This window comes from Leptospira yasudae (assembly GCF_003545925.1).
Taxonomy (GTDB): domain Bacteria; phylum Spirochaetota; class Leptospiria; order Leptospirales; family Leptospiraceae; genus Leptospira; species Leptospira yasudae.
Genome location: NZ_QHCU01000006.1, coordinates 279,805 through 306,145 on the forward strand (window position 1 = coordinate 279,805; position 26,341 = coordinate 306,145).

The window sequence follows — 26,341 nt, forward strand, 5'->3', positions numbered from 1 at the left end:
AATCAGTCTCAATAAAGTCAACAGAAAGTTTTTTAAGGCAGTGACACTTCTTTGACAATCAAAGCTTTAAAACTGGTATAGTTCTTTTATCGATATGTGGTCCACTTTGCGAGTTTATCATTCAATCCAAAAGGATAGAGAGAATGTTGAGATTCCTGGTTCTTATTCCTGGATGACTTGCATGCGTACGATATGGGTCACTGACAGCAGAATTCATAAGGAACCTTCTAAACTTCCTTCCACTCTGGAATCGTATTCCGGTTACGAAGCGTATCGTTTTTTACTCGAAGTCATTTCCGGACTTCATTCCAGACTTTTAGGTGAGACGGAAGTTCTCGCTCAGTTTCGGGAACAATTTAAGAATGCTTCGCTCCCCTCTTCCGCGTTCGGGGAATATCTCGCAAAATTCAGAGACAGTCTGATCCAAGATTCAAGAAGCATTCGTTCCCGTTATCTTCAAAACATCGGCGAACAATCCTACGGCGGACTCGCGAATAAATATCTTAAGGACACGAAGTCCGTTTCTTTGTTGGGAACGGGACAACTCGCGGAAAAAATTCTTCCTTGGTTGAAGACGCGAAACGTGACTCTTGCGGGACGCAACGAAGAAAGACTCGCGTATCTTTCCAAAGAAGCGGACGCTTCCGTGAAATTGTTAAGCGAATGGAACCCTTCGGGAGAAGCGATCGTTATCGCTGCGCCTTTGGATCTTTCCTCGGTTCTCGACGCAATCAAACCGGGAACGATCGTCGTCGATTTCAGAGAAGTTCCTCTGGAACAAAAATGGCCTGATTCGGTGCAGTATATTTCGTTTGCGGCGATGTTGGATTCTCTTCGTGAAACCGAAGAAAGGGCGATGCAGATCCGCGAGCAGGTGCAGCCCGCGTTAGACGATCTCGTCGAAGAAAGAGAACTCGAAGCGCAGCAATTCATTTTCGGTTGGGAAGATTTGACTTGTCCCGCGTTCTGAAGATCGGTTCCCGTAAAAGCGCACTCGCAAGACTTCAAACCTACCTTGTACTCGGCGCCCTCCGAGAAAAATATCCGGATCTAATCATCGAACTTCATTTTAGGGAAGCTTCCGGGGATCAGGATCTTCAAACCCCTCTTTGGAAAATGGGAAGCAGAGGCGTTTTTACGCAGGATTTAACGAAAGATCTTGTGGATGAAAAAGTCGATCTCGTGATCCATTCTTGGAAGGACTTGGATCTGGAAGGTCATCCGGGAACGACGATCTTCGGCGTTTTGGATCGAGCCGATCAAAGGGATGTGCTTCTTTGGAAAAAATCCTCCCTCGACAAAAATTCTCCGGAGGAATTGAAGATTCAGACTTCTTCTCCGCGCAGAGAATACAACCTAAAGAAATTCTTGGTTCAGTCCCTGCCTTCCCGTTATAAAAATTCCTCGCTCGCGTTTTTGCCGGTACGCGGTAATATTCAGACGAGAATCCGCAAATGGAGAGAATCCGACGCGGACGGTTTGGTTCTTGCAAAGGCCGCGCTCGATCGATTGTTATCGGAGAATTTTCCGAACTCGGACGAATTAGAATATCAAGAAATACGAAAATTCTTAAAAGAGGCGCTTGCCGATTCCGTTTTTCAGATTTTCCCTCTTTCTCTCAATCCTTCCGCCCCCGCGCAAGGCGCGATCGCCGCGGAAGCCAGATCGAACGACTCGTGGACGATCGATCTCATCCGCGCGTTGAGCAAACCGCAAGTCGTTCAAGCGGTGGAAGAAGAGCGTCGTATTCTAAAAAAATTCGGCGGCGGTTGTCACCAAAAGATCGGCGTTTCGATCTTATATCGCCCCTTTGGAAAGGTTTTGTACCAACGCGGATTGACCGATTCCGGCGAAACGCTCGAAATCGAAGAACAATTCTCCGAAACGATCGCTCCTCCCGCCGAATCGGTATTCAAAGCGTATCCCGTTCCCGGAGAAGCCGTAAAACAAAGGCGGGTTCCGCTTTCTTCCGAAGAAGGTTTTGTTCTTTCCGCGGACGGCAAAGAGGATCGGAAAATTCTTCCGAAAGAATTGGTTCTCAAGGATTGGCTCGTCACTCGAGGAAACGCATATCCGAACATCGATCCGGCATTGGAACACAAAGGCCTTGTGTGGACTTCCGGTTTAAAAACATGGGTTCAACTTGCGGAACGGGACATTTGGGTTCACGGTTCTTTGGATGCTCTCGGTGAAGAAGAGTTGCCCAAAGGAATTCTTTTCGGAAAACCGTTGGACTTCGTAAAATGCACGCACGTCGGTTCGACGGAGATCGCTTCCGGGCTGGAACGCGTGCTGACCTATCAAACACAGCCGATGGAAGATCATCCGGACTTATCCGAAAAGACGCACTTATTTTGGATGAGCGCATCTCAATTCGATAAGGCGCTTTCTTTATATCCGCAGATTCGAAATCGATTCCACGCTTGCGGACCCGGAATCACTTCCTCTCATATCCGGAACGTATTGGGAGAATCCGCAAATTTATCCGTCTTTATACACTACGAGTCTTGGTTGGAAAGTCTCGGACTCAAAGAATTCAAAGGAAACGACCTTGGAAACCAAACAAAGAAGAATCAGGCTTAACGCCCCGCTCAGAGATCTCGCGTCTTCGGAAAGTTTAAATTCAAAAAAACTAATACAGCCTTTGTTTATCGTGGAAGGCCTGAAGGAAAAAGAGAAGATGGATTCTCTTCCCGGCGTGTTTCGGGATACGGAAGGGTCCGTTTTAAAACAAGTGGAATCCGATCTCAAGGCGGGAGTTTCTCATTTTATTCTTTTTCTGGTTCCGGAACTCAAATCGAATACGGAAATCCCGAAGCCGTTTTACGAACGTTCGATTTCGACTTTAAAAAAAGAATTTCCGAACGCGTTTTTGTGGATCGATACTTGTATGTGTTCTTTGACGACGCACGGACATTGCGGTCTTCTGCATCGGGACGGAAGCATCGACAATCCTTCTTCCGTAAAACATCTTTCTAAAATCGCCCTGACCTACGCGCAGGCCGGTGCGGACGGGATCGCGCCGAGCGACATGATGGACGGAAGGGTTCGCAGTCACCGTGCGATCTTGGATACGAACGGTTTTTCGAATATTCCAATTTTAAGTTATTCTACTAAGTTCAAAAGCAACTTCTACGGACCGTTTCGTGCGGCCGCGGATTCCGCTCCGGGGCACGGAGATCGTTCTTCGTATCAGATCGACGTTCGCAATCGGGAGGATTCCATTCTTTCTTCGCTTCGCGACAAGGAAGAAGGCGCCGATTTTCTGATGGTCAAACCCGGAATGACTTCGATCGATTTGATCGGTCCGATCCGAGAACAAACCGGGCTGCCGACGGGAGCGTATCAGGTCAGCGGAGAATACGCATCGATTCATTATCTCGCACAAAACGGCTTCTGCGATTTTGACGCAGCGCTTCGCGAAACCTGGCAGATTTTTTCGAGAGCCGGGGCTTCGTATTTAATCACGTATGCCGCAAGAAGAGGAAAGGAGATTTTATCGTGAGTTCGCAAACATCCAATTCAAAGTTGATTTCCGAATCTTGGAAAGGTCAAAACTCCAAGGAACTTTTTGAAAGAGCGGTGAAGGTTTCTCCCGGAGGAGTTCATTCTCCCGTGCGATCGTTCCGATCTGTGGGCGGAACTCCCGTCTTTTTCGCTTCGGCAAGCGGAGCCACGTTAACCGACATCGAAGGAAAAGAATACGTCGACTATTGTCTAAGCTTCGGTCCTTTGATCTTGGGCCACAGAGACCCCGAAGTCGAGGAAGTCGTTCGTGAAACCGCGGGTCTTGCGTGGAGTTTCGGAGCTGCGGAGCCCTACTCTCTCGAACTCGCCGAGTTTATCACAAACAATGTCCCTTGGGCCGAAAAGGTTCGTTTCGTGAATTCCGGAACCGAAGCCGTGATGAGCGCCCTTCGTGTCGCTCGGGCCGCAACCGGAAGGGAAAAAATTTTAAAGTTCGACGGATGTTATCACGGTCACTTGGACGCCTTGCTCGTGAAAGCGGGTTCCGGTCTTGCGGGAGAATCCTCTTCCGATAGCGCGGGAATCTCCGCAACCGCGATCGCAAACACTCTCGTTCTTCCTTTGGACGACGAAGCGGCGGTCGACAAGGTTTTTGAAACCGAAGGGAAGAATATCGCCGCATTGATCATCGAACCTCTTCCCGCAAACTACGGACTTTTGATTCAAAGAAAAGAATTCCTGTCAAAGATCGTCGAGATCGCGAGAAAACACGGAACGTTAGTCGTCTTTGACGAAGTAATTTCCGGTTTTAGAACGGGCTTTCAAGGAATGTCTGGTTTGCTCGGAATTCGTCCCGATCTCGTAACGTACGGAAAAATCATCGGGGGCGGTTTCCCGGTGGGCTGTTATGCGGGCAAAAAGGAATTATTGGATCTCGTCGCTCCTTCCGGTCCCGTGTATCAAGCGGGAACCTTGAGCGGGAATCCGTTCGGAATGAGAGCGGGTTTTGCTACGCTGCGGAAAGCGCAGAGGGATTCCGTTTATTCCGTGTTAGAGGATAGAACCAGGATTCTCACACGAGAAATGATTCGGCTTTTAAACGCGAAATCCGATCGGGAATGGGAGGCGGTCACTCATTCCTCCCTGTTCTGGTTCCGTACAAAAACGAAAGATGCGGTTCGCAGAATCGATCAAATCCCGGAAGGTCACAAAGAGGGATTCGCAAAAGTATTTCACGCTTTGCTAAAACACGGAATTTATCTCGCTCCTTCCGGTTACGAAGTCGGCTTTTTATCCTGGGCGCATACGGATTCGGTGATTGCAAAAACGTTGGAGCTCGCGGAGCAAGCGCTCAAAGAAATCTGATGTCTTCTCTTTGGAAAAATACGAGAATTCTTTTCGCGATCGTTTGGCTGCTTGCCACGGTTTCTTTGGGAATTTGGTGGTTTCTGCTCGGACTCAAACTGACGAATACGGTTGCGGGGCTCAGTTCCAAACTCGACGCGTCCGCCGCTTCCGAAAATCTTCTTCTGCTCGAGCGACAAAGCAGAATGATCAAGATGGAAGGAACGTTTTTTCTTCTGATGTTGTTTTTGGGCGGCGCGACTTTGATTTGGTTTTCTTATCGGGAAACGCGTAGAAACAAAATGATCCACGACTTTTTTTCCACGGTGACGCACGAGATGAAAACCCCTCTAGCGAGTCTTCGTCTGCAGGCGGAAAGTCTTCAGGAAGAATTGCCCAATCATCACGAGAGCAAACTGCTTCAAAGATTGCTTATGGATTCGGTGAGAATCGAATCGCAGATGAATCGCGCGATGTATCTCGCAAGTCTGACAAGATCCGAAATTCTTTATATAGAAAAAACGAACGTGCGCGAAATCTTTCTTTCGATCGGAGCGGATTTCCCCGAACTCAAAATCGATCTGCACTCTTTGGAAAACGTTTTCGTATTCGCGGATCGAAAGGCCCTCGAAAGTATTTTTAAAAATCTTGCGGAGAACTCCTTGAAACACGGAAAGGCGACCTCGCTTTCGGTGCGTTCCGAACGGCAAAGACCCGGACAAGTTCTGATATCGATAGTCGACGACGGAAGCGGTTTCGACGGAAAATACAAAGGACTGGGCGTTCCCTTTTACAGACACGGAAGTTCGAGCGGAACCGGAATCGGATTGTATATCATAAAAAAACTGATGAATAAAATGAAAGGTTCGATGAAAATCGTTCCTCAAGAAATCGGATTCAGAGTGGACCTGATTCTTCCGGGGGCGCCGCAATGAAAGCCAAACTCTTGTTAGTCGAAGACGACCGTTCTCTCGGGGAAACTTTGCAGGAACGACTTCAGAAAGAAGGATACGAAGTCCTTTGGACCGTATCCGCCGTTTCCGCAAAGAAATTAGTCAAAGACGAAAAACCGCATCTCATTCTTTTGGATGTGCGTTTGCCGGACGGAGACGGATTCACTCTTGCGGAAGAACTCAAAGAAACCAAGGATTGTCCTCCGTTTTTATTTTTAACCGCGCAAGCGGGCGCACCCGAACGGCTCCGCGGTTTTGAACTCGGCGCGGAAGAATTCATTCCGAAGCCGTTCCATCTCAAGGAGCTTCTTCTTCGAGTCAAACACGTATTAGAATCTCATAAACATTCCATAGAAGAATCCAGATTCTTTTATAAAGACTACGTCTTGGATTTTCAAGGATTTCAGATTAAAAAGGGAAACGAAGAAATCCCCCTTTCCAAACGAGACTGCGCTCTTCTTCACTTCTTGGTTGCGGAACGAGAACGCACCGTAAGTCGCGCGGAAATCTTGGACAAACTTTGGGGAGAAGAAAGTTTTCCCACAAACAGAACGATCGACAACTCGATCGTGCGGCTCAGGCAAGCCTTCGGAGAAGAAGGAGAACGAGTCATACGATCCGTACGAGGCGTCGGTTATCAATGGACCGGAGAATTAAGAAATGTCGAATAAGCGTTATTCAAACGCGTTAAGCGGAATCGCGCAAAAGATTCCTCCCGTATGGATGATGAGACAGGCGGGACGTTATCACAAACACTACCAGGCTCTCAGACAAAAACATTCTTTCGAAGAATTGTGTAAGATCCCCGAACTCGCGGCGGAAGTGGCGTTCGGCCCGGTGAACGAGTTCGACTTCGACGTCTCGATTCTTTTCTCCGATATTCTATTTCCTTTGGAAGCTTTGGGAATGGGTCTGCAATACACGGACGCGGGACCTAACTTGAGTTTTGCGATCCGATCGGAAGCCGATCTGAAAAAACTCAAATCCGTTGAAGATTCGATTCCCTTTATGCAATTTCAAAAGGACGCAATGAAGCTCACTCGGGAAAGAATTCCCAAAGATAAATCCGTGATCGGATTTGTGGGCGGTCCTTGGACCTTGTTTACATACGCCGTTTCCGGAAAACACGAAGGCAACCTAGCTTTGCCGAAAACATTGACAAATGTCAGAAAAGAATTTTTGAAAACGATAGTCCAATTCTTAAAAGAAAACATCGCTCTTCAATTGGAAGGCGGGGCCGAATTGATCATGATCTTTGATACGGCGAGCGGGGATTTATCTCCCGATTTTTTCGAAGAGATCGTCCTTCCCGGCGTAAAAACCTTGGCCGATGCTTATCCGGGAAAAGTCGGATATTATGGTAGGGGAACAACGACTTCGCACTTCGATTTAATCCGAAACATTCCTTCGCTTGCGGGATTCGGATTCGATCACAGATGGGATTTAAGACAGGTATTCCGCTCCGAAAAAAGAATGATTCAGGGGAATTTCGATCAGGCCTTGTTGTTTATGGAAGGCGTGGAATTTAAGAAAACTCTAATCAACTTTCTTCGTCCGTTCCGGGATCTTTCCCCAGAAGAACGGATCGGCTGGGTCTGCGGACTCGGACACGGAGTGATGCCCAAAACCCCCGAAGACAACGTAAAGACCTTCGTGGAAATCGTAAGAGAGACATTTCAATGATGAGCGCAAAAGAACTGATCGCAAAGTATGACATACCGGCTCCTCGTTACACGAGCTACCCTACCGTTCCCTATTGGTCCGAAAATCCAAGCACGGAAGAATGGCTGGATAAGGTTCGAAATCGTTTAACGCCGGAGAATTCTTCCCTGGCCTTGTATCTTCATCTTCCTTTTTGCGAAACTCTCTGTTCCTTTTGCGGATGCAACACTTCGATCACGAAGAATCATTCGGTGGAGGAGCCGTATATCGATGCGATTCTTGCGGAGTTTTCCAATTATCTGAAAGAAGTTCCCGAAATCGGACAAAGAGAACTCAAAGAACTGCATCTCGGGGGAGGCACTCCGACGTATCTCGCGGAAAAAAATCTCGAACTTCTTCTCGATTCCATATTAAAAAAGATGAATGTTGTTTCCGCGCCGGAATTCTCCTTGGAAGTGGATCCGAGAAGAACCAGAGATACGCAGCTGAAACTTCTCCATGACTTCGGATTCAGAAGAGTCAGTCTCGGCGTTCAGGATTTCGATCCCGAAGTTCAAAGACTCATCAACCGCACGCAGCCTTTCGAAATGACCGAGCGTATCACGGATCTTTCCAGAAAACTCGGATATACTTCCGTGAACTTCGATCTGATTTACGGATTGCCGCAGCAAAATCTCGAGAGCATGAAACATACGGTTCAGAAAACTCTCGAACTGCGTCCGGATCGAATCGCATTCTACAGCTACGCGCACGTTCCTTGGATCAAAGCGGCGCAGAGACTGTTCACCGAGGCCGATCTTCCGTCCGGTTCCGAAAAACGCGAGTTATACGAAGTGTCGAGAGAACTATTTCTAAAGGCGGGGTATATCGAAATCGGAATGGATCATTTCGCTTTGGAATCGGATTCACTTTCCGAAGCCGCAAAGAACGGAACCTTGCATCGAAATTTTATGGGTTATACGACCCGAACAACGGACATGCTTTTAGGGTTGGGTGTTTCCGCGATTTCGGATAGTTGGGATTGTTTCCATCAAAACGAGAAAATTGTCAAAAAATATCAAAAAAGAATTCACGAAGACCGATTTGCCACTTTGAGAGGACATAAGCTGGACGGTGAAGATTTGGTACAAAGATCGTTAATTCTGCAATTATCGACGACCGGAAAGGTTATAGTACCGGAGCAAATTTTGCAGGATGTAAGGCTGTATTTGACCTCCATGGAGGACGATACTTTAATTAGATGGGAAGGAAATCTTCTCTCTTTGACCGAAAAGGGTTGGCCCTTTCTGAGGAACGTTTGTACGGGTTTGGATCTCCGATTGCGGAGAAAAAGCCCGGAATCGAGAGTTTTTTCGAGATCGATTTAGGAACGGACAGCGCGGTTTTCGGTCAAAAAGTCGTCCAATAAATTATTGATTAGCAGTGGCGGTTCCTTCGAGCGGAATCGTATAACTGAATATGGGAAGGCCCGCGTTGACATCGTTATTAAGAAAACTTATTTTAACCTTCTGCTTATTCTTTTTAGGAATCGTTTCCGTTTCGGCCGAGACTGTTCTATTACACGAGGGCGGAAGTTTTCGCGGTAAGGTAATCACGCAAAATCAGAAGACGATTACGGTTCAAACCAAAGAAGGCAAACGGGTTATCGCCAAAAAAGAAATCTTAAAAGTAATCTATAAAGATATCGACGAAGAAGAGGAAGAAAGAATCCGAAACGCCGAGATCAAACGTTTGGAAGACGAGAAACTCACAAAACAAAGAAACCTCGATCTCAAAAAGCAGCAGGAAGAGGAAGAGCGCCTTAGAAAGGAAAGAGAAGAAGCGGAAAAGAACAAACCGCTTCCTCCTCCGCCTCCTCCAAAACCCGCCGTATCGAAAGCCGGAGCCTTGGGAAGATCCGCGATTCTTCCGGGCTGGGGACAGTGGGCGAGCGGAAGAAAGTTCGCTGCGGTCATCTATCCTACTCTTTTCTTGGCTGCGGGTTACGCGGTATATGAGAATAATCGCAAGTATCTCGTTGCTAAAAAAGATTACGAGAGCTTCGGAAATCCCTATTCGACGGATTCCATTACTCTGGCGGCGATCGGAGTCGCGAATCCGAATTTATCACCCGTCATCACAGATCCGGTTGCGTTGTATGTCTACAACCAGGAGTTCAGTCCGTATCAAAGCAAGCGCGAAACGGTAGACAAAGCGTATAAGAATCTTCAGACGAGCATAGGCGTGTTAGCCGGAATATATCTGATCAACTTAGCGGACGCGTATATCTTCGGCGGTCAGATTTCTTCCAAGGTGGGATTTTCGGACGGATCGTCGAAGGGATTGATCTTGGATTACAATCCGATGGCAAACTCCGGAATTCTAAACGGCGGAGCGACTTCTTCCACGCTTGAGTCCAAATACACCTTCGGATATAGATTCCAATTTTAATCCGACTTCGGTTCTATCCTTTTGGGGACGATGGAAACCGATCGTCCCTTGAATTGCTGATTTACAATCTTTTGATTCCCGTAAAAATCGATCCGTGGCAACACAACAACCGGATCATATCATCGTCGGCGCCGGATTTACCGGACTTCTTTACGCCACTCTCTCGGTCTTAAAGGGAGAATCGGTTCTAATCTACGAAAAGAAAAATCGCTCGGGAGGATTGATTCAATCCATCCGCACTCCGTTCGGTCTTGTGGAAACCGCCGCGAACGGAATCTTAAATTCGTATCGATTGGAAGAATTGGCTTCCGCATTAGGACTGGAAATCCTTCCCACGCTCAAAGCGTCTCGGAAACGTTATATTTGGAAAAACGGCGCTCCGAGAAGACTTCCTCTTTCTTTTTGGGGCGCCTTACGCGCATTATACGGGATGTTCCGAATCTCCGCGGGAATCGAACAAGGAGAATCGGTCTATCAATGGGGAAACCGTGTATTGGGTGAAGACGCGGTAAAAAGCATACTTGAGCCTGGACTTGCGGGAGTATATGCGGGAAATCTAAAGGAGATGTCCGCGGAGTTGGTGATCGGCAGGTTCGTCGCATCGGATGAACCTCTTTGGAAGAATTTGCAGAAGCTTTTTCAAAAAAGAAAATCGGAACCCAAGGTTCCGAAACAAAGAAAAGGGACCGTGAGTTTTCGAGGAGGTTTGGGGGAATTGTTAAGCGCCATGGAAGCGAAAATCAAGTCCTCTCCGAATTCCAAGATTTTACAGTCCGAAGAGCCCCCTGCCCTATCGGCTTTGCGAAAAAAATATCCGAAAGCCAGAATCACGTTGGCCTGCGGTTTGGAATCCACGTTGAAAATTTTATCCGCGAGCGTTCCCGTTTTCAAACGATACGAAAAGGTATGCAGAACGTTAGGGGTCGTCACCGCCACACGCTTCGGACACGAATCTCTTCTCGGAAACAAAACGGGATTCGGTATTTTATTTCCACCCGAAGCGGGACTTCGTGCGCGAGGCGTTCTGATCAATTCTTCGATTTTTGCGGGAAGAGTTGCGGACGGGTATGATTCGGAAACGTTCATCTTCGGCGGAGCGCTGGATACGGAAATTTCCAAACTCAAAGAGAATGAAATCGTTGCGATTTTGGAAGAGGATCGGAAAAAAATCGCGGTTCAAAACGGAGTTCCGGTCAATCATTACGTGACGATCTGGAAATCCGCGCTCCCGGTCTATGATTCCGCATTATTAGCGTTCAATCAGGAGTTGGATCGAAGTTTGCCCGAAGGCGTATATGCCGAAGGAAATTTTCGATACGGAATCGGTCTCAGTTCCATCTTAGAAAGGGCGTGGAACGTTATGCGAAACCGTCATGCTCGCTGAGCGGAGCATTCTCCCGTTTTGGGAATATAACCGCCGCGCTGTTTGCAGATACATTCTTGTTTCTGCAATCGAGTCGATTCCAAGCTGAGTTTGGCGATCGCTTCGATGAATTTTCCGTATATACCGGGCGCAGGGATGCGGAAGTATTCGGTAATTCCGTTTTCATGAGCGATTTCTTTGAGTTGTTCTCCGATTTCTTCCAATGTTTCCAGGTGATCGCCGACGAAACTGATCGGATAAACCGCGACCCGTTTGACTCCGTTTTTCCCGAGTTCTTCAAGTTTGTGGATCGTATTCGGTTCGGTCCACTTGGAAGGCCCTACCCTACTCTGAAACGAAACGTGGCATTTTCCTTGAAATCCTTTCGCCCGGAGAAGTCGTTTTAAATTTTCTGCATTCGTTTCGATCTCTTCGCGATAACGGTCGCCTTTTTGGATCAAACGCATCGGAATTCCGTGAGCACTGAAGACGAGATCGATCGTTTCCCAGTTCGATACCGCTTGAAACGAATCCGAATGTAGGAATTCTTTCTTGTTCAATCGGCCTTGAAAAAAATCGAGAATCAAATCCCGGATCGCTTCCAGATATTCGGGGGACGCGTGAAACGGCGGAACCCAGCCTTCTTTTCCGATCGGACATACTTGAACTGTTTGTTCCACGAGCTTTGCGGTGCTCAATACGGTGGATCTGGAAAAATGAGGATATAAAGGAAGCAGAATATTCCGTTTTGTGGGGGTGAGACGTTCCACATCGAACGTTCTGATGTCCGGATAGCCGCAGGTCATCGCGACATCGCCTTCCCAAGTTTCGCCTGTGATTTTTTCGAGGGCTTTTGCGATCGCTTGCGCTTGCTTCTGCGTTTCGGATACGAGAGGAGAACCTCCGCCGAATCCCATCGACTCGTATGTCTTTGCGACCTTGGGCGCTCTTCTTTTTGCGATCCATCTTCCCAGCGCCTTTCGGATCCATTCGGGAAGAGGAAGATCGAATACATAAGGATCTTCGAAAAGATCGATCAGGAATTTTTCGATCTCCGACGTGTTCCGCGGTCCGCCGAGATTGACGAGTAGAATTCGGTTCTTCAATTCGATTCTTCCTTTGTCAGTATAAAAAACCAGTAAGGGAAAGTTCGACGTTCCATTCCTTGAGGTTCATATAATTCTTATATTGACCTAAGTGTTGGGAAAGAATATCGTTTTGACTGAGTCCGCCTTTGGTTCGAAAATGACCGTCTCCGAAAAGCCGGTGTTCGTTGAGTTTCAAGAAGACCAAATAATTGCCGAAAATTCTTCCCGCCGATACGTTGAAATCGATTCCGAATCCGCCGACGTCTCCGATAAAGTTCAGAGCTCTTTGATAATGGAAGTCCCTAAAGTGTCCCGACCAAAATACTCCCGAAAAAGAAGTTTCGAAAATCCATTCGGCGTTCGAATATCTGTATCCTAGTCCGAGCGGGAACTCATAGGTCGAATAAGAAAGACTCAATCCTAGTCCGATCCGATTCAAAAAAACGGGGTTAGCGTCGAAGTATTGGAATACATCGTAGAGAACGTATTTCATAAACGTATATTGAAAGCCCCCCGTAAGAAAAAGTCCCTTCCCTTCTTTGCGCGCATCCGGATCGGAATCGCCGAAATATCTCCTGAGAATGAGGGATTGTCTGTCTTGTTTCATCGAAAGGCGTCCCTTCCCGTCCGCGAAATTGCGAGATCCGATGAACGTGTAAGGGGTGTCGTAGTATGAAAATTCCCGTGTGGAGATTTTTGTTCCTCTTTCGATCGTAGGGTCGCCTAAATAGAAGTCTTCGTCCCTTCCTTCTCCCGCATTGACGTAACGTCCGGTCGTTTTGACGTTCAGATCGGCTTCCCATTTTTTCCATCGCAGGGTGAACCCGAGTCCGCCGTAATTAAAATCGCGCTCATACGTGATTCTCGAGCCGCCGCGCAAGCCGGAAAGGTTGGCGTACTTCGTTCCGGTCTCGAAGATATTGTCTCCGCCGTTGCGTCCCGCAAGAATCGTAAACGAAGATTGGCGGATCAGTTTTTTGAGGAAAGGTTCGTCTTCCGCGAACGGCTTTTCTTTTTCCTGCGGAACCCTCGGAGTTTCGATTTCCATCGGGTTTGCGGTTTGCGCTTCGATCGAAGCGGCGGATAGAAGGAGAATGGCGACTACAACTAGAACGGATTGGATCGTTTGTTTGTTTTGATTCATAATGTTTTTTATTTATGAGCTGTATTGGACTCCGAGGGTGAAACGATTTCACCCCTTGCGACCGCAAAAGCGGATCAAGGCAGATTAGCCGCCCTACCCTACTCACGCAATTCCGTTTTTTAGCGTTCCGAACTTCATGGGACATAGTATTGATTTGACAGATGACGCGCGTTCGGACGATTCTATCCGAAGAGTTCTCCATGAATTCCAAAACTCTAACAACCCGACAGATCTTAGATGAATACGAAATTTCTTCGGAAGAGGAATTTTTATCGAAAGTGAAGGAATGGAAAATTCCTTCCTTGGGCAAAGGAAAATACGATCGGGAAACGATCGAAAAATATTTTCAAAAGGCGCATCGGGACGTCTTTGATTCGACGATCATCGCCGTTTCCAATCAGAAAGGCGGAGAGGGGAAAACGACCGTCTCCGTTTGTCTTGCGGAAGCCCTGTCCAAATCCGCGCCGGTCCTTCTCGTGGATTGGGACGCTCAGGCGAATATCACTCAGCTTTTTTTCGGTTCGGTGGAGAGATCCGTTTTTCATTCTCTCGGCTACAGAGGCGACGAGCCGGTTCCGGTTAAGGATCTTTTGGTTCAGCTCGCGCCGGGTTTGGACCTTCTTCCTTCTTCGATTCATCTTGCGAACTTTACGACTCCCTATGAAAGGGATGATTTCGAATTGCTAAAGGACGCACTCAAGCCGGTGCGTTCGAGCTACAAATATATCATCATCGATTGTCCTCCGTCCCTGGGCCTGATTTTGGAGAACGCTTTGATCGCCGCGGATCACGTTTTGATTCCGATTCAAACCAGGGCGTTCAGCGTTCAGGGTTTGAAGGATCTTCACGCCACCATTCTCAAGATCAAGAAGAAGGCGAATCCTTCCCTCAATCTTTTGGGCGCGGTTTTAAATCAATACGAGGATGCCCGCGCGCTGGCGGGTCTTGCGGACGCGATCCGGAAGTATTTCGAGGTTTTCAAGACCGTCGTCTACAGAAGGGAATCGATTCCTCAGGCGCAGGCGAAGAAGAAACTTTTGGGAGAATACGACGGCAAGGCGATGCAGATGTTTTCTTCCTTGGCGGAAGAAGTGATGGAGAAGATTGCAAATGGCTAAACGTTCTGACTTCGCGGGTATGGATCTTCTTACCGCGTTCGGAGAAAAAGAATCCTCCAAAGCGGAGATCGCTCTTTCCGATATTTCACCCAATCCGACGCAGCCGAGGGTTTTCGGAAGAGAAGACGTTTCCGATTTGGTCGAGTCGATGAAACGCCTCGGCCTGATCGAGCCGATTGTTGTCAAAAAGCAGGGTAAGAAGTATCAGATCGTCGCGGGCGAAAGAAGATACCAAGCCGCCAAAATTTTAAAGTGGGATACGATTCCCTCGATCGAAACTTCCGCCTCGGAAGAAAGATGTTTTGAAATGGCCCTCGCGGAAAACGAAAAGCGCAAAAGCTTAAATCCTTGGGAAGTCGGCCGGGCGATTCAGTTTTTAAGAAAAGAAAAGCGTAAAACCGCCGAAGAGGTCGCGAAAGTTCTCGGGTTCACCGAAAGATACGTGAAGCAGCTCAGTTCCATCGCGAGGCTCGACCAAAAGTCCGTCGCCGATCTTCTTAAATCCGGAAAAGACGCTTCCGTAAAAAATCTGGAAGAACTCTTAAAACAAAAAGAAGGCAGAGGGGGTGAAATGATTTCACCCCGAAAGTCGGCGCCGGCAAAAGTAGTTCTTCAACTCGGCAAACTCACTTCGCAGCAAAGGGAAAAATTCCTGAAGGAACTTTCCTCCCTTAAAAAGAAATACGGACTTAAAGACTAATTCGATTTTTTAATATAATACGGAGAGAATATGAAACTCGCTATCATCGCCGGTCCTCACCGGAAGGTATCCCAGTCGGCAAAGGTGGCCGGATGGATCGGGAAACGTTTGGAAACGCTCGGGCATCAGGCTTGGATTTTGGATTTGGGAAATCATAAACTTCCTATTTGGGACGATTCCTTTTGGGACGGAGGAGAATACTGGGACGGGATTTGGAAACCGATCGAAGCAGAACTGAAAAACGCGGACGCACTCGTATTCGTTTCTCCGGAATATTCGGGAATGGCTTCCCCCGGTTTAAAGAATTTTATTCTTTATTGCAACACTGCGACGGTCGGCCACAAGCCGGTTTTAATCGCTACCGTTTCCGCGAGCCGGGGCGGCGCTTACCCCGTTGCTGAACTGAGAATGAGCAGCTACAAGAACACGAAGCTTTGTTATATCCCCGAACATATCATCGTGCGGGACGCGGAACACGTTTTAAACGGACCGGATTCGGTGAGCAAAGAGGATTCTTATCTGCGGGATCGAATCGATTTCGCTCTTAAAATTCTCGTGAGTTACGGCGATGCTTTGAAGGCGGTTCGCGATTCGGGCGTTACGGTTAAAAAGGAATTTGCGAACGGGATGTGAACCGTTTCGATCCTTTGGTCTTGTAAATACTCCGGTGTTTCAAGTTTAGAATTTGTCGGGATCCTGCAGGTTTAAGCGGGACTTATAGGAGCTTCCCGGTTTACTTCGATCCGAAAGTCGATTGCTTTTTTTAAAAAGCGATTTGTCGGAACAAGGATTGCGATCTTTTACAGGATGATTTTGTAAGCGGGTTCGACAGCGGATCGAAATTCATCCTGAGACGCAGAAGGTTTGTGAAACTTCGATCATTTTTTTTGAGAAGGATCCGTGATCCTTTAAAACTGAAATCACGTCGTTTGCCTACGGAAGAATTCTCCATCGATTGTAGAAATTTGAATCGTTTGTCGACCTGCGAAGCCGCGTTTTAGGAGAATCGTCTCAGATACGCCAAGTGAAACCCGGAAAGGCTCCGTTAATCGGCCGGAGTTCCGTCCACTTTCCGGGAATTTCCGAGACTCACGACCCAATCCAATGACTTCGTTGCGAGCAGCCATGTCCCAAGGGGCAAGGCGACGTTGACAAAGCCGGTGATCGCGATCGCAATCCAAGAAAAAGCTTCCCCCCAAGCGAACGGACTCCAAGCGTGCATCAGATGGATGAGGATCGGATGGAGCAAAAAGATTCCCATGCTATTCTTCCCGACAAAAGCGAAAACGGAGATCAAAGTTTTATGTCCCTTTCGTTTCTGAGAGTTCTCGACCCAAAAGAAAAGAAAAAGGAACATAGCCAAAGGATAGAAGAGCAGGTGATTGGAGGAATCGAACTTCCACAGAATTCCCGCGAGAAAGACGACTGTCAGATAAATCGAAATTCCGACCCAAAGAAGTTTTCTGAGAGAGTAGGGGAGGGGTGAACCCGGCTCCTCCGAAAAATTCAGAAATTCCCCGGGGGCTTTGAACCATTTTCCGGCTAACAATCCGAAGGTGAAAAAGAACAAAAATCCGCCGAACAAAATCGGTTCGATCGTTTTAACGGCGGCGTTTTCGGAAAAACGAAACGCGTGGTTGGCCGCAAAGTTCAAAAGAAGGGACACGGACAAGAAGATCAAGGCCGCCTTTTTCGTGTTATACTTTTTGCGGATCGCGTTCATTGCCGGAAAGATCAGATAAAAGGAAATCAAAAGAGGAACAAAGTAATACGGGGCGCACCAGGTTCCCAAAAGAATGCCGTATAAGTATTCTCTTATGTCCGGAAACGTTCCGAGTTTTATGTAAGCCGCCAAAAGACTTACGATGAAATATGGAACGAGCAGTGAAAGGATCTTGGGTTTCCAATAGTCTCTAAAGTTGGTGGGTTTTAAAAAAATTCCGGAAGAAAGGATAAAGGCCGGAACTCCGAATCTCGATAGGTTTGAAAGAAATAAGGTTAAAACGGAAGCGTTTTGATCGGGTCCGAAATACTGATAATACGAATTCACGTGGATGAACACGATTCCCGTGATCGCAAGGCCGCGGATAAAGTCCACGGACTCGCTTCTCCCTCCGCCGGAACCGTTTTTCGGAGGATCGGAAAGCAGAATTTGAGAAGGCCGGTTCGATAGAATGCAGATAAAAAAGAGAATACAAAGCCCGAAGAGATCCATAAAAAGTGAAAGATTCGAAGTCATAAAAGAGTGTACTTTTCCGGGGGAGTAGAATTAATATTCATCTGTCAATATGCGATTTATCGGTAAAGAAGCAAATATTTTAGGTCGGTTTAAAAAATGAATAAGGTGCAGATCCCTGCCGGCGGCATCATCTTTCGGGAAGGGGAATCGAATAACGCGATGTATGTGATTCTTTCCGGTCAGGTAGAGGTTTTCTTTACGAGGAAGAATATCGTTCAACGTCTCGCTGTGATGAAAAAGGGAGATTTTTTCGGAGAGATGGCCTTGTTCCGCGCGATGCCTAGAACGGCGACCGCAAAGGCGATCCTCGATTGTCAGCTCGCGGTGATCGAAAGCAAACAACAACTTGAGAAATTTCTAATCAACAATCCGGACTTCTCCGCTAAGATGGTGAGAATCCTCGCGGATCGTTTGGCGAACACGAACGCCATTCTCATTTCCAAATTGGAAGAATATTCGGGTGAATACGAATACAAGGTTCCGGAAGAATAATTCAAACGAACCTTCGAAGCCGAAAAAAGCGATCTTCCGTGCCTGCGAGCTTCGTTCCGAATCGTTATTTTTATAAGTCCGTGGAGAAAACGAGGAACTTGTCCTTTCCCGTTTTTTTCGCTTTGTAAAGCGCGGCGTCCGCGTTCTTGAACAATTCGTTCGTATCCTTTCCGTCCTCCGCAAATCTGCAGATTCCTCCCGATACCGTTACGGCCAAACCGTACTGGCTCATCGAAGCTTCCAGGAGATAGTTTCGAAACCGATTTGCGGCAACGAGTGCGTTCTCTTTCGGAGTTTCGGGTAAGATCACGGCGAATTCTTCCCCGCCGATCCGGCAACAGATGTCTTCCTGACGGAACGAATACAACATCGTTCCCGCGATCAAACGGAGAATGTCGTCTCCGAATCCGTGTCCGTACGTATCGTTGATGATCTTGAAGTTGTCCACGTCGAAGATCAAAAGACAAAAATCCCTTTGGTATCTCGCGCTTCGATTGATCTCCTTGTTGAGAATGATGTTGAAGTATCTTCGGTTGTAGATCCCGCTCGTTTCGTCGATGACAGTATTGAGGATGATCTCTTCGAAGGAATAGAGTTCCACGATCTTCGGATTTTCGATGATTCTTTTTTTGCTGAAGATGTAATCTAACATCGATACGACGAAGTTTACGCTTCTCCCCAAAGAGGAACTCATGTTTTCTCCGTGGTTGTAGATCTCCTCCCAGAGTTCTCTTGCGTCGTTTTCTTGAATTTCAAGGTGGGATATGATTCTGAAAAAATCGGAATAAAAGAAGGGATTGTTTTCGGAAAGTTCGATGATTCTCGTTTTGAATTCTTTCAAACCGGACTCGTGATCGTGAAGGAGTGATATGACCTTGGTCTTCAGGTCCGGTCCGATATTGCGGATGCTCTTGAGCTGTTCGCTCATTCGGATCAATTCGAGCCTCGCAAGACCCGCCGTGTTTTCGGAAACATCGAGATGTTTCTCCGCTTCCAAAAGTTCGCTTTCGCTGAGTTTTGAAACTCTTTCGTAGAGTTCCACCAAACCGCGAAGTCTGGTAATTTCATCTTGCTGGTTCAGGTCCATAACCTTACCGCCTTCTTTTTCGCACGAGCCTTCCCGAATCGAACAGGCTTCTTTTACAAACTTTTGGTTCGAAGGTTTTTTCGGTAAACTAAATAAACGAGGTCCTTCTTGAAATTAGTGTTTGAAGCAAGTTATAATCTTACACTAAGTTGTCCTGTATGAAAAATGTAATCATCACGGGTGCAAGTTCCGGAATCGGAAAAGAATTGGCCAAGCTCTACGCGAAGGCCGGAGCGAATGTGGCTCTTACGGCAAGAAGAAAGGATTCTCTCAAAAAGATTGCGGAAGAACTCAAGGCTTCCGGCGCCAAAGGCAAGATCGTTTTTGCGGCTTTGGACGTTTCCGATTACGATCAGAATTTTAAAGTGATTCCTAAGCTTGCAAAGGACTTGGGCGGTTTGGATTTGATCGTGTTAAACGCGGGCATTTCCACTTCTTCTTCCTTTGGAGGAAGAAGTTTCGAAGCGGACAAACAAGTGATCGAAACCAATCTCATCGGTGCGATGGCCGGTGTGGAAGCGGCTCTTCCGATTTTTCAAAAACAGAAGTCCGGTCAGATTGTCGCGATCTCTTCCGTCGCTTCTTTTAGAGGTTTGCCGGGTTCCGCGAGTTATTCTTCTTCAAAGGCCGGTCTTTCCACATATATGGAAGGTTTAAGAGGGGAAGTAAAACGTTTCGGCATCGCCGTGACCGTGATTCATCCGGGATTTATCGACACTCCGATCAACAATCAGATGAAGTCTCGTCCGTTTGTCGTCCCGGTGGAACAGGGCGCACAAAAAATTTATAAAAGAATTGAAAACAAAGTTTTATCGGCTACAGTTCCTTGGTTCCCATGGGCGTTCGTGGGATATCTTATGAAACGGATTCCCGAATTTTTATGGTCGAAGATCAGTCCGAAATAAATCAACCTTTGGAAAGAAGAAGTCCGCAAAACGGAACTCCCATCCGTGTTTTGTTCGTTTGCCTCGGAAACATCTGCCGTTCTCCCGCGGCGGAAGGCGCTTTTTTGGATTTGATTCAAAAAAGAAATTTAGAATCCTCTTTCGTCGTGGATTCCTGCGGTACGTCACGCTATCATATCGGAGAACTTCCCGATCCGAGAGCAAGACAGGCCGCGCGCAAAAAGGGAATCGAACTTTCCCACAAGGCGAGACAATTCCGTAAAGAGGATTTCCGGGAATTCGATTACATTCTCACGATGGATAAGTCGAATCAGAAGGACGTTCTGTATCTCGCTTCCTCGGACGAGGAACGGAAGAAGGTGCAGCTCTTTCGATTCTTCCAAAAAGATTCCAAAAAGGATCTCGAAGTTCCCGATCCGTATTACGGAACCTTGAAGGATTTTGACGAAGTGCAAAATATCGTTTCCGATACCGCAGAAGACTTTCTGGAATTTCTCCTCTCTAGAAAACTGGATTTAAAAGCCTAATCCGGGAGGAAGATTCTCACACATGAGTGAATCCAGGAAAAAGAAAGTAGTCATCATCGGCGCGGGGTTCGGCGGTCTTCAGGCCGTTAAAAAACTCTCTCAAAACGAAAACCTCGACATCACGGTCATCGATAAAAAAAATCACCACCTCTTTCAACCCCTACTCTATCAAGTTGCAACCGCGGTTTTGAGCCCGGCCGACATCGCGATTCCTACGCGTTCTCTCGTGGGGGAAAGCGAGAACGTCACGGTGGTTTTGGGAGAAGCGACCAAGATCGACACGGCGACAAAAACGGTCTATTATCAAAACACTTCCACAAATTATGATTATCTAATATTGTCGGCGGGAGCTAAGTCCAGTTTTTTCGGAAACGATCACTGGGAAAAATACACGATCGGTCTGAAAAATCTCAAGGACGCGCTGAAGATTCGCCACAAGCTTCTGATCTCCTTCGAAAAGGCGGAGCTTTCCGGAGATCCCGAAGTCGTAAAATCGCTGTTAAACTACGTGATCATCGGGGGAGGCCCGACCGGCGTGGAGCTTGCGGGTTCCATCGCGGAACTTTCCCACCAGATCATTCGGGACGAATTCCACACGATCGATCCGGCTTTGTCCAAGATCACTTTGATCGAAGCTTCTCCGAGACTTCTGATGACATTCGACGCCTCCTTGGGTGAGTTCGCAAAACACCGTCTCGAGAAAAGGGGAGTGGAGGTTTTGACCGGAACCAGAGTCGTCGACATCAACGAACACGGGGTTCAACTGGAAGGGAAGACGATTCCGACTGAAACGGTTATCTGGGCCGCAGGGGTTCAGGCAAACTCGATCGCTGCCACGTTAGGCGCAACCTTGGACCGGGGCGGAAGAGTGATGGTCGACGAGTTCTGCAACATCGAAGGTCATCCCGAAGTATTCGTCATCGGGGATATCGCGAATTATTCGAAAGGTCTGGAACGTCCCTTGCCCGGAGTTTCTCCGGTTGCGATGCAGCAAGGCCGTTACGTCGCGGCTCTCATACAAGGCGATCTCAAAAACAAAAAACGGAAACCGTTTCGTTACGTCGATAAGGGCTCGATGGCGACGATCGGAAGAACGGATGCGATCGCGCAGATCGGTGCGATCAAGATGAAAGGGTTTTTCGGTTGGCTCGCTTGGTTGTTCGTGCATTTGTTCTATCAAGTCGGCTTTAAAAACAAGGTGACGATTTTGATCACTTGGGTTTGGTCTTACATCGCGTTCCGTGCGGAAGCGCGCGTGATCCAAGACGAGATCAGCGCGAACAACAACGGATCGGTCTGATTCTCCGTAAATCGGCATGCGTTTGTAGCGGCTTAAAACCGGATAAACGCATGCATTCCGACATAAAAAATTCTTGAATACTCCCCTCTAACAAGAAGAATGATCCGAAATGAATCCGGCGTTTTGGACAGGAAAGACGATCGTCGTCACCGGAGGTTCTTCCGGAATCGGAGAAGCCGTTCTCGCTTCTCTTTCTAAAATCCGCTGCAATCTCATCAATCTTTCCAGAACGCAGCCCGAGTTGTTAAAACGAAAAGGCAGTCTCGCGGCCGATCTGATTCATATTCCCACGGACTTGAGTTCCGAAAAGGAAATCGACAAGGCCGTTAAAAAGATCTCCAAAGACTATCGCGGAATCGACGTCTTATTCGCCAACGCGGGAGTTACGACTCATTCGCGTTTTGACGGAACAAGAATCGAAACGTTCCGCAAAACGTTCGATATCAACTTCTTCGGTCCTCTGTATCTCATCCAAAGATTATTGCCTCAGATCAAGTTGGCAAAGGGTTCCGTGATCGCTACGTCGACCGTCAGCGGTTTGTACGGAATTCCGGGAAGAAGCGCGTATTCTTCCTCTAAGTCCGCGTTACACGCGGCGTTGGAAGCGGCGAGAATCGAACTCTCCGAAGAAGGTTTGTCGTTTATCATTTTTTGTCCTCCTTATACGAGAACGAAACTCCGCGCATCCGGTTTGGACGGAGACGGAAATCCTTTGAACGAAGCTCAGTTCCAAGGGAAGAAGATCAAATCTCCCGAAGAAGTCGCGGACAAGATGCTCGCGGCCGTGGAAGATCCAGAGTCGCGACTCGTCATTATGGACAGTTCCGGATTCTTCTTAAAGTGGCTGCGTAATATCGCACCCGCATTTTTAGAACGAACTCTATTCAAAAAACTTTATAAAGATTTTCACTAGAAGGAAAGCATGGAAACTAGAAGCATTGTCAAAGAATTTCAGTTCGACTATCCTCTGATGAGAGTTTGGAACGCGGTTACGGTAAACGAAGAATTGATTCACTGGCTCGCCGATAAGGTGACCGGTCGTCCGAAAGAAGGCGCGAACTTCGCGTGGACTTGGAGACTCGGAATGGAAGGCGATCTCACGACCAACGGTATTTATAAAAAGATCGTTCCTTTAAAAGAATTGATATTGCTTTGGCAGGATCATCCCGCGGGAGATATCGAGCTGAAGTTGGAATTCCATTCCTTAGGAGAGAATTCCTCCAAGTTAGTCGTAACCAATTCGGGTTATCCCGTAGGCGATAAATACGACGTTTGGATCGAAGCGGCTTCCGAAGGCTGGGAAGAAGAAGGCAAACATTTGAGAGATTATCTGAAAAAATCTTGAACGCGTAAGGCCTCTAAAAAAGATGGTAAAAGGAACCTGTAGGAACGGTGATTTTACCTGTGGAACTACCTGAATTAGAGACATACTTTCAAACGCTCACAGACCTCACCGATACCATCGCCGTAGTCAATTCTCCATACGAGTCGGACTTCGAACATGACATCGGTCAGTTAGAGCAGTATTTTACGGACATCGCTTCCAGACCTTGGGAAGCTTCCGAAAGAGATTACTTCAATCTCTTTTCCAGCCACTTTACCTTTCACGTAAAGATCGTGGAGGAAATCATTCACGAAGCAAGACGAGTTCTGATTCCCGAAAGACGAATCTACGTCAAACGTCTTGTCGCTTATCATAAGCACGCGGAAGAGTGGTTTGCGGAACTGCAAAAGAAACGCAAACAGTTCTCCCAGAAAGACATGGTAACTGCCTGATTTCATTTGACAGCTACCCGCTTCTCAAAGAATCTGAGCCGGTGACTTTACCGGCTCTTCTTTTATCGACTTATCTCTTCGGGAGAATCTCTTGAAGTCAAAACCCTTTCTCTGGTACCCGATTCTTCTCTTTGCCGCAATCTTTCTATTCGATAAACTTTTCTTTTTGGACAAGGTTCGCGATTACGTGAAACAGGAATTCACGTATATCTACTACGACGTTAAAAAGGAACTTCTTCAAGAAATCGTTTCCAAATACGGAAGCGGGGGAGAATTCTCCAAGAACTCCGAAAAAAAGAAAAAGCTCATGATCCTCATGGGTTCTTCGCGGATGCTTTACTTTCAAAATTCGGATCTTCAGGCGTTTTATCCCGATTGGGACATCTACAATCTTTCTTCCGCAGTCACGACTCCCGCGTATTATCTTTATTTTCTGGAAGGTCTTGCAAAAGGCGGGGTGAATCCCGATCTGATCGTGATCGAAAGCGATCCGTTTCAATTCAACAAGAACAGCACTACATTCAAAAAATCGAATTTAGCGAACAGCTTCGATCCGATTTTTATCCTGAAATACGCGTGGACCCTCGGCAAGGAAAACGTGAATTACTATTTCGCGAATTACCTTTTCGGAGTGAGCTACAACAAGCCGTATATCGGAAACGTGATCAAACGTCTGAAAAACGAGAACTTCGAAATCGGAGAAATGCTCAAGTCGATGACGATCGCGACTCTTAAAACCGATAAGGGGAATTCGATTTCTCCGGCGGGCGCGTATGTGGAAAAGGATTTCGGAAAAATTCAGGAATCGGCCCGTAAAACGGTGGGGTGGATTTATCCTTCGTACGCTCCTTCCGAAATGCAGTATTCGTTCTATGAGAAAATTCTAAACTTACTTTCCGAAAAGAAGTGGAATGCGATGTTCGTGAAACCGGGGACTTCTCCGCCTATGGAAAAGGTTCTGAACGAACTGAATATTCCCGAGCCGTGGTTTCGGATCGTAAAACCGATGCATGAAAAAGCGGGAATTCCTCTCGTGGATATGAGCAAAGATTCTTTTTATTCCTGCAACACGTACGCGGACAGCGGCCATATCTCCTTGGATTGCTACCGTCCGTTCATCCGATTTATTTTGCTTCACTACTATCTCGACAAGAAGTAAATTTCGCGAAAGCCTCCTGAGTAAGGCTTCGGAATTTCTTGACTTTTGGATTCTACCCTTTAACGTTTGCGGGAAGTTTTCAAACTTAAAGGAATAATCATGAAACGACTCTGCTTGTCTCTTCTTGCGGTCCTTGCCGTTGCCTGTTCCACCACTCCGGGAGTGGAGAACAAAGGAAAGGATCAGGAAATTCAAATTTTACCTCCGAATATCCGCGTGGAAAAATATAAGGAAACCTTCAACATGAAGGCGGAAGGTCCGGTGACGACCGATTGCGGCGGCAAACCTTGTACTCCGGAACAGCTCGACGGTTTAAAACCGGATCAAATCAAGAAGTTCAAAAAGAACGGAGCTTGGAAAGAATACCAAGAGAAGGAAGATTCCGCGACTAAGAAGAAGATCAGCGTTCTGATCAGAACGGGCGAATACAAGGACGATAAAAGAGAAGGTTCGTGGAAAACCCTCTATGAAACCGGAGAAGTTCTTCGCGATACTCCGTACGTCGGCGGCGTGAAGGAAGGGGAAGAGAAGAAGTTCAAACGCGACGGAGTTCAAACCGAAAGCACCACTTACAAAGCGGATAAGAAACACGGTCCGTATTGGAAAAAGAACAACGAAGGTCTGATGGACGAAGAAGGTTCTTATAAGGACGATCAGAAAGACGGACTTTGGACGGAATACTACGCGGAACCGGGTCAAAACGGCGCGAAGAAGAAAGTTTCCAATTACTCCAACGGACAAAAACAAGGAGCGGAAACCTCGTATCATAAGGACGGCAGCACGGTTCAGAGCGAAGGTTCTTACAAGGACGATCTGAAAACCGGAATCTGGAAGACGTATTACGATAACGGTTCGATCCAGATGGAAGGCGGTTACAAACCGAAGTTGGAACCGGGAACCGAAAAGGAAAAAGATCCGAAAGAAAAGAAGGCTCTTCGTTCCGGTTATTGGAAAGAATATTATAAAAATGGGAACGTCTTCGCCGAAGGCCAAAGAGAACACACTCGCAAAGGCGTTTGGAAGTTCAATTGGAGCAACGGAAATCCCGCTTACAAAGGCGAGATGATGAACGAGTTCATGATGTCTTCCGCGGAAGCGTATAACAAGGAAGGACAGCTGATCGGAAAAGGGAAACTTCAGTTTTCGATCATGAACATCGACGAAGCGACGAACGAACTCAAGGCGAGCTATAAGCCGGATATTCCGTTTACATATTACAAAAACGGAAACAAGCAGTTCGAGATCGTGAGCGACGCGAAGGCGATCGAATACGACGACAACGGTTCTAAAATCGGAGAAGGTCCTATCATGGTGGGAACCAACAAGAAGAACGGTTGTTGGACCGTGGGTTCCGGTAAGGTGTATTACATCAACGGAAACGAGAACAAGAGAATGGGAGAAATGCAAGGCTGTAAATGACGAGGCCTATCATTTATAGCGAGTCTTATTCTGAAAAGAACTCATGCAGAGCTGTCCTAAGAGTCGCTCTGCAGGCTGTAAGTGATTGCTTTCTATGGGTTTGTTTCTCGGCTGCGTTGAGAAACAAACCCAGTCTTTAACCCAACAAATTGCTCTCTATAAATCGC

General features: G+C 47.1%; 26 protein-coding genes. 22 read left to right on the forward strand and 4 right to left on the reverse strand.

The window, feature by feature from the left end; all coding sequences use genetic code 11:
- Positions 1-94: 94 nt before the first annotated feature.
- The 10 genes from DLM76_RS17795 (at position 95) to hemG (ending at position 11,241) form a co-directional block, all read left to right on the forward strand.
- A complete protein-coding gene (locus DLM76_RS17795; protein ID WP_118966028.1) occupies positions 95-970 on the forward strand; it encodes a Rossmann-fold NAD(P)-binding domain-containing protein in 876 nt (291 codons plus the stop codon).
- Positions 955-2,583, forward strand: a complete 1,629-nt coding sequence (locus DLM76_RS17800) for a type 2 periplasmic-binding domain-containing protein (RefSeq protein WP_118966029.1) — start codon at positions 955-957, stop codon at positions 2,581-2,583. The genes DLM76_RS17795 and DLM76_RS17800 overlap by 16 nt, the downstream gene beginning before the upstream one ends.
- A complete protein-coding gene (gene hemB / locus DLM76_RS17805; protein WP_118966030.1) occupies positions 2,552-3,505 on the forward strand; it encodes a porphobilinogen synthase in 954 nt (317 codons plus the stop codon). The genes DLM76_RS17800 and hemB overlap by 32 nt, the downstream gene beginning before the upstream one ends.
- Positions 3,502-4,833 carry a glutamate-1-semialdehyde 2,1-aminomutase gene (gene hemL / locus DLM76_RS17810; RefSeq protein WP_118966031.1) on the forward strand — a complete coding sequence of 444 codons (1,332 nt, stop codon included), beginning with the start codon at positions 3,502-3,504 and terminating at the stop codon, positions 4,831-4,833. The genes hemB and hemL overlap by 4 nt, the downstream gene beginning before the upstream one ends.
- Complete coding sequence (locus DLM76_RS17815; RefSeq protein ID WP_118956977.1) at positions 4,833-5,747, forward strand: sensor histidine kinase; 915 nt, start codon at positions 4,833-4,835, stop codon at positions 5,745-5,747. The genes hemL and DLM76_RS17815 overlap by 1 nt, the downstream gene beginning before the upstream one ends.
- Positions 5,744-6,436, forward strand: a complete 693-nt coding sequence (locus DLM76_RS17820; protein WP_118956976.1) for a response regulator transcription factor — start codon at positions 5,744-5,746, stop codon at positions 6,434-6,436. The genes DLM76_RS17815 and DLM76_RS17820 overlap by 4 nt, the downstream gene beginning before the upstream one ends.
- A complete protein-coding gene (locus DLM76_RS17825; RefSeq protein ID WP_118966032.1) occupies positions 6,426-7,448 on the forward strand; it encodes a uroporphyrinogen decarboxylase family protein in 1,023 nt (340 codons plus the stop codon). The genes DLM76_RS17820 and DLM76_RS17825 overlap by 11 nt, the downstream gene beginning before the upstream one ends.
- The gene (hemN, locus tag DLM76_RS17830) at positions 7,445-8,794 is read left to right on the forward strand and encodes an oxygen-independent coproporphyrinogen III oxidase (protein ID WP_118966033.1); all 1,350 of its coding nucleotides are present in this window, start codon (positions 7,445-7,447) and stop codon (positions 8,792-8,794) included. The genes DLM76_RS17825 and hemN overlap by 4 nt, the downstream gene beginning before the upstream one ends.
- A 91-nt stretch (positions 8,795-8,885) precedes the next feature.
- The gene (locus tag DLM76_RS17835; protein ID WP_118956973.1) at positions 8,886-9,857 is read left to right on the forward strand and encodes an LA_0442/LA_0875 N-terminal domain-containing protein; all 972 of its coding nucleotides are present in this window, start codon (positions 8,886-8,888) and stop codon (positions 9,855-9,857) included.
- A gap of 94 nt (positions 9,858-9,951) precedes the next feature.
- Positions 9,952-11,241: a protoporphyrinogen oxidase gene (gene hemG / locus DLM76_RS17840; protein ID WP_118966034.1), complete on the forward strand. Its 1,290-nt coding sequence runs from the start codon at positions 9,952-9,954 to the stop codon at positions 11,239-11,241.
- On the opposite strand, the gene hemH is transcribed toward hemG, so the two are convergent.
- Both hemH and DLM76_RS17850 read right to left on the reverse strand, forming a co-directional pair.
- The gene (hemH, locus tag DLM76_RS17845; protein ID WP_167450792.1) at positions 11,229-12,326 is read right to left on the reverse strand and encodes a ferrochelatase; all 1,098 of its coding nucleotides are present in this window, start codon (positions 12,324-12,326) and stop codon (positions 11,229-11,231) included. The two genes, hemG and hemH, sit on opposite strands and share 13 nt — an antisense overlap.
- Positions 12,327-12,342: 16 nt before the next feature.
- Positions 12,343-13,452 carry a putative porin gene (locus DLM76_RS17850; protein ID WP_118966036.1) on the reverse strand — a complete coding sequence of 370 codons (1,110 nt, stop codon included), beginning with the start codon at positions 13,450-13,452 and terminating at the stop codon, positions 12,343-12,345.
- 200 nt (positions 13,453-13,652) lie between these two features.
- Between DLM76_RS17850 and DLM76_RS17855 the strand changes: the two genes are divergently transcribed.
- The 3 genes from DLM76_RS17855 to DLM76_RS17865 are packed head-to-tail and all read left to right on the forward strand — an operon-like array spanning position 13,653 to position 15,903.
- Positions 13,653-14,570: a ParA family protein gene (locus tag DLM76_RS17855; protein ID WP_118966093.1), complete on the forward strand. Its 918-nt coding sequence runs from the start codon at positions 13,653-13,655 to the stop codon at positions 14,568-14,570.
- Positions 14,563-15,270, forward strand: a complete 708-nt coding sequence (locus DLM76_RS17860) for a ParB/RepB/Spo0J family partition protein (RefSeq protein WP_118956969.1) — start codon at positions 14,563-14,565, stop codon at positions 15,268-15,270. The genes DLM76_RS17855 and DLM76_RS17860 overlap by 8 nt, the downstream gene beginning before the upstream one ends.
- Before the next feature lie 30 nt (positions 15,271-15,300).
- Entirely contained in the window at positions 15,301-15,903 is a 603-nt protein-coding gene (locus DLM76_RS17865) for an NADPH-dependent FMN reductase (RefSeq protein ID WP_118956968.1), read from the forward strand.
- Positions 15,904-16,315: 412 nt separating this feature from the next.
- Here DLM76_RS17865 and DLM76_RS17870 read toward each other — a convergent pair whose 3' ends face one another.
- Positions 16,316-17,509: an acyltransferase gene (locus DLM76_RS17870; RefSeq protein WP_118966037.1), complete on the reverse strand. Its 1,194-nt coding sequence runs from the start codon at positions 17,507-17,509 to the stop codon at positions 16,316-16,318.
- A gap of 96 nt (positions 17,510-17,605) precedes the next feature.
- On the opposite strand from DLM76_RS17870, the gene DLM76_RS17875 reads away from it, so the two are divergent.
- Positions 17,606-18,001, forward strand: a complete 396-nt coding sequence (locus DLM76_RS17875; RefSeq protein ID WP_118956965.1) for a cyclic nucleotide-binding domain-containing protein — start codon at positions 17,606-17,608, stop codon at positions 17,999-18,001.
- A 70-nt stretch (positions 18,002-18,071) separates the two neighbouring features.
- Here the strand turns inward: DLM76_RS17875 and DLM76_RS17880 are convergent, their stop codons facing one another.
- Positions 18,072-19,088, reverse strand: a complete 1,017-nt coding sequence (locus DLM76_RS17880; protein ID WP_118966038.1) for a GGDEF domain-containing protein — start codon at positions 19,086-19,088, stop codon at positions 18,072-18,074.
- 158 nt (positions 19,089-19,246) lie between these two features.
- On the opposite strand from DLM76_RS17880, the gene DLM76_RS17885 reads away from it, so the two are divergent.
- The 8 genes from DLM76_RS17885 to DLM76_RS17920 all read left to right on the forward strand — a co-directional run bounded on the left by DLM76_RS17885 (position 19,247) and on the right by DLM76_RS17920 (position 26,174).
- Positions 19,247-19,993 (forward strand): SDR family oxidoreductase, encoded by a 747-nt coding sequence (locus DLM76_RS17885; protein WP_118966039.1) that lies wholly within the window; start codon positions 19,247-19,249, stop codon positions 19,991-19,993.
- A complete protein-coding gene (locus DLM76_RS17890; protein ID WP_118966040.1) occupies positions 19,969-20,520 on the forward strand; it encodes a low molecular weight protein-tyrosine-phosphatase in 552 nt (183 codons plus the stop codon). Before DLM76_RS17885 ends, DLM76_RS17890 begins: the two co-directional genes overlap by 25 nt.
- A gap of 22 nt (positions 20,521-20,542) precedes the next feature.
- A complete protein-coding gene (locus DLM76_RS17895; RefSeq protein ID WP_118966041.1) occupies positions 20,543-21,820 on the forward strand; it encodes an NAD(P)/FAD-dependent oxidoreductase in 1,278 nt (425 codons plus the stop codon).
- Positions 21,821-21,929: 109 nt separating this feature from the next.
- On the forward strand, positions 21,930-22,733 hold the full coding sequence (locus tag DLM76_RS17900; RefSeq protein WP_118966042.1) for an SDR family NAD(P)-dependent oxidoreductase: 804 nt from the start codon (positions 21,930-21,932) through the stop codon (positions 22,731-22,733).
- Positions 22,734-22,742: 9 nt separating this feature from the next.
- The gene (locus tag DLM76_RS17905; RefSeq protein ID WP_118956959.1) at positions 22,743-23,165 is read left to right on the forward strand and encodes an SRPBCC family protein; all 423 of its coding nucleotides are present in this window, start codon (positions 22,743-22,745) and stop codon (positions 23,163-23,165) included.
- A gap of 59 nt (positions 23,166-23,224) precedes the next feature.
- Positions 23,225-23,596 (forward strand): hypothetical protein, encoded by a 372-nt coding sequence (locus DLM76_RS17910; RefSeq protein WP_118956958.1) that lies wholly within the window; start codon positions 23,225-23,227, stop codon positions 23,594-23,596.
- A gap of 91 nt (positions 23,597-23,687) precedes the next feature.
- Positions 23,688-24,755 carry a DUF1574 domain-containing protein gene (locus DLM76_RS17915; protein ID WP_118966043.1) on the forward strand — a complete coding sequence of 356 codons (1,068 nt, stop codon included), beginning with the start codon at positions 23,688-23,690 and terminating at the stop codon, positions 24,753-24,755.
- A gap of 99 nt (positions 24,756-24,854) precedes the next feature.
- Positions 24,855-26,174 carry an LIC20035 family adhesin gene (locus tag DLM76_RS17920; RefSeq protein WP_118957234.1) on the forward strand — a complete coding sequence of 440 codons (1,320 nt, stop codon included), beginning with the start codon at positions 24,855-24,857 and terminating at the stop codon, positions 26,172-26,174.
- Positions 26,175-26,341: the final 167 nt, after the last annotated feature.